The sequence below is a fragment of the Pseudomonas sp. NY15364 genome (assembly GCF_048068235.1).
GTDB lineage: Bacteria > Pseudomonadota > Gammaproteobacteria > Pseudomonadales > Pseudomonadaceae > Aquipseudomonas > Aquipseudomonas mendocina_D.
Genome location: NZ_JBLUPX010000084.1, coordinates 1 through 940, shown reverse-complemented (window position 1 = coordinate 940; position 940 = coordinate 1). Strand labels below are relative to the sequence as shown.

1 protein-coding gene is annotated in these 940 nt (G+C 64.7%); it reads right to left on the bottom strand.

What is annotated here, in order from left to right; genetic code table 11:
* Window positions 1–230: 230 nt before the first annotated feature.
* Window positions 231–940, bottom strand: a 710-nt coding sequence (locus tag ACNFCJ_RS24025) for a hypothetical protein (RefSeq protein WP_416773887.1), incomplete at its 5' end; no start/stop codon positions are given.

Genomic DNA, 940 nt, shown 5'->3' with positions numbered 1-940 from the left:
CGCACCCACACCGGCCAGTCGCCGGCCAGGCCGTGCTCCACGGTGAGCCGCACCCCGCTCTCGCTCGCGGCGATGGCAGTGATTGGCAGGTAAGCGAACGCCGGCTGCATCAGCCGCACGGTGTCGCGGTAGGTGGTGCCCGGAATGATGGGCAGGTCTACACAGGCCGGCTGCATGGCTGGCTCCTATCTGCATTGAGTAAGCGGGTGGCCAGGACAGGCCGAGGTGGATCAGTTGTTGCTGGCGAGCAGCAGGTGGTACCCGTCGCCAGGCAGCGCAAGCATCGGCTCCACCATCGCCCCGGCCTGCATGGCGCGGAACGTCGACCAGTCAAAGATCAGTTGCCCGTCGTTCGTCATCAGCGACGTGACCTGCACACGCGCCGGGCCGCTGTCCGGCCGGGGCGTAAGCACTAGCTCGCCCGCCTCAACATTGAGCGTTGCAGCTAGGTCGGATGACTCATCGAGCAGAACGCCAATCCAGCCGCCATCAGGCGACCAAACGGGTACGTAGTACATCGAGGTTGCGTCGGCACCCAGGTTGTAACTGGCCTGCAGTTCGTGCGTGGCCGCATCGTAGATCAGCAGTTCAGCACGCTCCTCGGCGCCGGCGGCATAACGCAGAGTCACCGACAAGGCATAGCGATCGCCATTCGGTGAGTACGCGCCTGCAGCGCCATACGGCGAAGGCGGCGAAAGCGAAAGCTCGGCGCCGGCCGGTAACGGGAACTGGCTCCCCAACAACTCCAACGAATTTAGGTCATACGTCCGCGTTGCGGGCTGCAGATCTGGTTGCGCTCCCGTCGTCGTGTTGTTGAACGTGAATGTGGCCTCAGCCTGGCCAACACTGAACGATTGCGGGCTCGCCGGCAGCGTCAGCAGGTCATCACGGACACCGCCCACCAGGGCGACACGGTAGAACATTGCCGCGCCGGCGATCG